We start from the raw sequence: 3136 nt of genomic DNA on the forward strand, positions 1-3136 counted from the left end.
GCTCCGGGTGCCGCGGTGATGGTGAACGCGTCGCTGCCGGTGTTACCCACCGCACCCGTATAGCCACTCAGGGCTGCACCTGTTGCGGTACCGGCCCCCAGCGCGGTCAAGCGGGTAGCGAAGACCCAGGGCCGCGGCCAGATCAGAATGTCATTGTCGTCAGCGTCTCCCGCAGGGCTTGCGGTGGCCGTGCTGTTCTGCAACCCGGCGGTTTCGTCCAACGAAACGTTCACCCCCGTCGCCGCGACACTCAGGGTGCTGGCCACGGTGATGGCAGTGCTGGCGGGGGCGGCGTCTGTCGGGTTGGTGGAGGCGATCGTGATGGGAAACAGGCCGGCATCAGCGTCATCGGTAAGGTCGCTCGTCGGCGATGTGGTTTTTTTGCGGATTGTCATAGCGTTCTCCCGAGCAAGCCCAGCCACAGAGGCCGGAGCGTGGACCTTTACTGCTAGATGCCATCACTGTGAACACGCGTCGGGAATTGCGCATCGGCCGATACTCCCAGGCCGGATGGGAGTTTCAGCCTACCTGGGAGGGCAAACGAGATGATCTGGGAGCGCGCTACCGATCTGATTGGTGAATTCGGCGTCCCTCTCCCCACGAGGTTGATCGTTTGCGGGTTTCAGGGGCTGTCGAGGGTAGTCCGACTGGGAATCGTTTTTTTACAATTCATAGCATTTTGACCTTTCTGCGCTAACGTCAATTAACAACGACAGTTATTCAAACCAGAAGAGCAATCCCCTCTCGGGATCGCCAGACGAACAATAGGTGTGAGCAATCTGTAACAAGCAGACCTAAACCAGACAAGGAAGCAGTGAATGAACAATGATTACGTGAAAGTACTCAAGCGAGCTGCGTGGACTTTGGTTTTCACTGGATTACCTGCCAGCATGGCCCTGGCAGCCCCCGGCAACTGTTCAACATTGGCCCCCCTACCCGCCGTCCTCGAAGTCGGTGAAGGCATGCAAACGGTGATGGGCTCGGAGGTGGCCATCACTCGATTGGCTGTCGGCGATCCGAAAATCGCCGACGTGCACCTCAATAACAATAAGGACTTCCTGGTCACCGGCATTGCCCCCGGCGCTACCAGCCTGATGGTCTGGACCGCATGTTCCAGCTCACCTCGCCAGAGCATGGTGTTTGTCCAGGGCAAAGGCGCCGGTTCGCTGGTGAGCACGGTGATGCCGCCCTCGGAAGACCCTCTGCTGCCCAGCCAGGTACAGACCGACATCCGCTTTGTCGAAGTCAGCCGTACCAAGTTGAAAGAGGCCAGCACGTCGATCTTCGGCAAAGGCGGCAGTTTTCTGTTTGGCTCCCCCGGCACCGTCCCCCTGGTCACCGTGTCGCCCGGCCAGCTTGGCAACACGGCAGCCCGTATCCCGCTGGATAATGGCAGTTTCAATATCGGCTTCGGTGGCGGCAACGTGCTGGGCTTGATCAACGCGCTCGAAGGCAGTGGCTTTGCCTACACCCTGGCGCGTCCGAGCCTGGTGGCGTTGAGTGGTCAGAGTGCGAGCTTCCTGGCCGGCGGCGAGGTGCCTATCCCGGTGCCCAGTAGTGGTAGCGACACGGTCACCATTGAGTACAAAGAGTTCGGGATTCGCCTGACCCTGACGCCAACCATCATTGGCCGCGATCGAATCGCCTTGAAGGTGGCACCGGAAGTCAGTGAACTCGACTATGAAAATGGCGTGAGGATCCAGGACTTTGTCGTTCCCGGGTTGCGGGTGCGCCGCACTGACACCAGTATTTCCCTGGCTGACGGCGAGAGCTTCGTGATCAGCGGCTTGATCAGTTCGACCAATACCTCATCGGTGAGCAAGTTCCCTGGCCTGGGCGACGTTCCGATTCTTGGGGCGTTCTTTCGCGACTCCACCATCAGCCGCGAGGAAAAGGAGCTGCTGATGATCGTGACCCCGCGCCTGGTACAACCGTTGGCGGCGAATGCCCGACTGCCTTCGTTGCCGGGCGAAAAACTGCGTAATTACGACCCGAACTGGTTCCGTATGTATTTCCTCGAAGACGGTAACTTCGACAAGCTCAGCGGCTTGTCGAAATGAGCACCAGGACATTGCAGGAGCACAGCATGAAGACAATGATTGCGGCGTTGGGACTGGTGATGCTCAGCGGCTGCGCCACCGATGGAGGCGCACGATGGTCGGGCATGGGCTCGGCCTCGTGCGCCAAGCCTAGCCCGGATCAGGAGCTGTCGCTGAGCATGGCGGATGACATGATCAGTGACGGCAAATTGCACGCAGGCTTGGCCAATCTGCAGAACCTGCCGCCTGATCTTGCGGCCGTGCGCCTGCGCAAGGCCAAGATCTACCGCATGCTTGGGCAAAACGAGGCCGAGCCGCTGTATCGCAGTTTGCTGGGGACTTGCCTTGCCGCCGAGGGGGAACACGGCCTGGGCCAATTGGCCGCCGCGCACACCGACACCGAGCAGGCGCTAAAGCATTTGCAGCGGGCCGCGCAACTGTCCCCCACTGACGAGAAGATTCGCAACGACCTGGGCGTGGTCTACCTCAAGCAATTCAAGCTCAAAGAGGCCCGTTTCGAGTTCATCACCGCCATGGAATTGAAGCAGTCCGATCAGTTGGCGGCCGTCAACCTGGTGACCTTGCTGATTTATCAAGGTAACTGGAAGCAAGCCTCGGAGCTGGTCAGTCGTATGGGCTTGAGCCCCGAACAAGTCAGCGAAGCCCAGGTACGCGCCGAAAAACTCAAAAGCTCGGCCAAGGCTGTAGCAGTGCCCAGTGATCGGGTAGCAACAGCGCTCGATCCGTCGCCGTCCGGTGTCAATCCGCCAACAACGCAGAGGTAGTGATGAAACAGAACATACTCAGCTACCTGGGACTGTTGCTTGTTCCGCTCGCAGCCCAGGCTATCGAACCCGGTCCTTCATCGAAATATCAGCAGGAAACCGAACACTGGTTACTGCTGCAGTCTCGCGGTCAGGCCGTTTCGCCTATCCCGCAAACAGCGGCGGCCAGTGAGCGCGACCTGAGCCTGCAACGCTGGCTGGAGAGTTACAAACATCCCATCCCGCAGTTCTTCAAGGACTACTCCGGCTCAAACAGGAAGTAACCCATAACGACAAGGGGCCTCTGCCTCCAGCGGGTAAACCCGCTGGAGG

The 3136-nt window shown here is 59.4% G+C and carries 3 protein-coding genes and 1 pseudogene; 3 read left to right on the forward strand and 1 reads right to left on the reverse strand.

The window, feature by feature from the left end:
* Window positions 1-395, reverse strand: a pseudogene (locus tag UW3_RS30040) (hypothetical protein); the annotation flags it as partial.
* A gap of 423 nt (window positions 396-818) precedes the next feature.
* Here UW3_RS30040 and UW3_RS0126310 point away from each other — a divergent pair.
* From UW3_RS0126310 to UW3_RS0126320, 3 genes are read left to right on the forward strand one after another with little or no spacing between them, the layout of a single operon-like run.
* On the forward strand, window positions 819-2060 hold the full coding sequence (locus tag UW3_RS0126310) for a type II and III secretion system protein family protein (RefSeq protein ID WP_026001556.1): 1242 nt from the start codon (window positions 819-821) through the stop codon (window positions 2058-2060).
* 26 nt (window positions 2061-2086) lie between these two features.
* Complete coding sequence (locus UW3_RS0126315; RefSeq protein WP_010227155.1) at window positions 2087-2824, forward strand: tetratricopeptide repeat protein; 738 nt, start codon at window positions 2087-2089, stop codon at window positions 2822-2824.
* Window positions 2825-2826: 2 nt separating this feature from the next.
* Complete coding sequence (locus UW3_RS0126320; RefSeq protein WP_010227157.1) at window positions 2827-3087, forward strand: DUF3613 domain-containing protein; 261 nt, start codon at window positions 2827-2829, stop codon at window positions 3085-3087.
* Window positions 3088-3136 lie beyond the last annotated feature (49 nt).

It is taken from the genome of Pseudomonas donghuensis, from assembly GCF_000259195.1.
In the GTDB taxonomy this organism is placed as follows: domain Bacteria; phylum Pseudomonadota; class Gammaproteobacteria; order Pseudomonadales; family Pseudomonadaceae; genus Aquipseudomonas; species Aquipseudomonas donghuensis.

Coding starts and splice junctions, on each gene's coding strand:
- UW3_RS0126310 (WP_026001556.1), top strand. CDS start 819: ATGAACAATGATTACGTGAAAGTACTCAAGCGAGCTGCGTGGACTTTG.
- UW3_RS0126315 (WP_010227155.1), top strand. CDS start 2,087: ATGAAGACAATGATTGCGGCGTTGGGACTGGTGATGCTCAGCGGCTGC.
- UW3_RS0126320 (WP_010227157.1), top strand. CDS start 2,827: ATGAAACAGAACATACTCAGCTACCTGGGACTGTTGCTTGTTCCGCTC.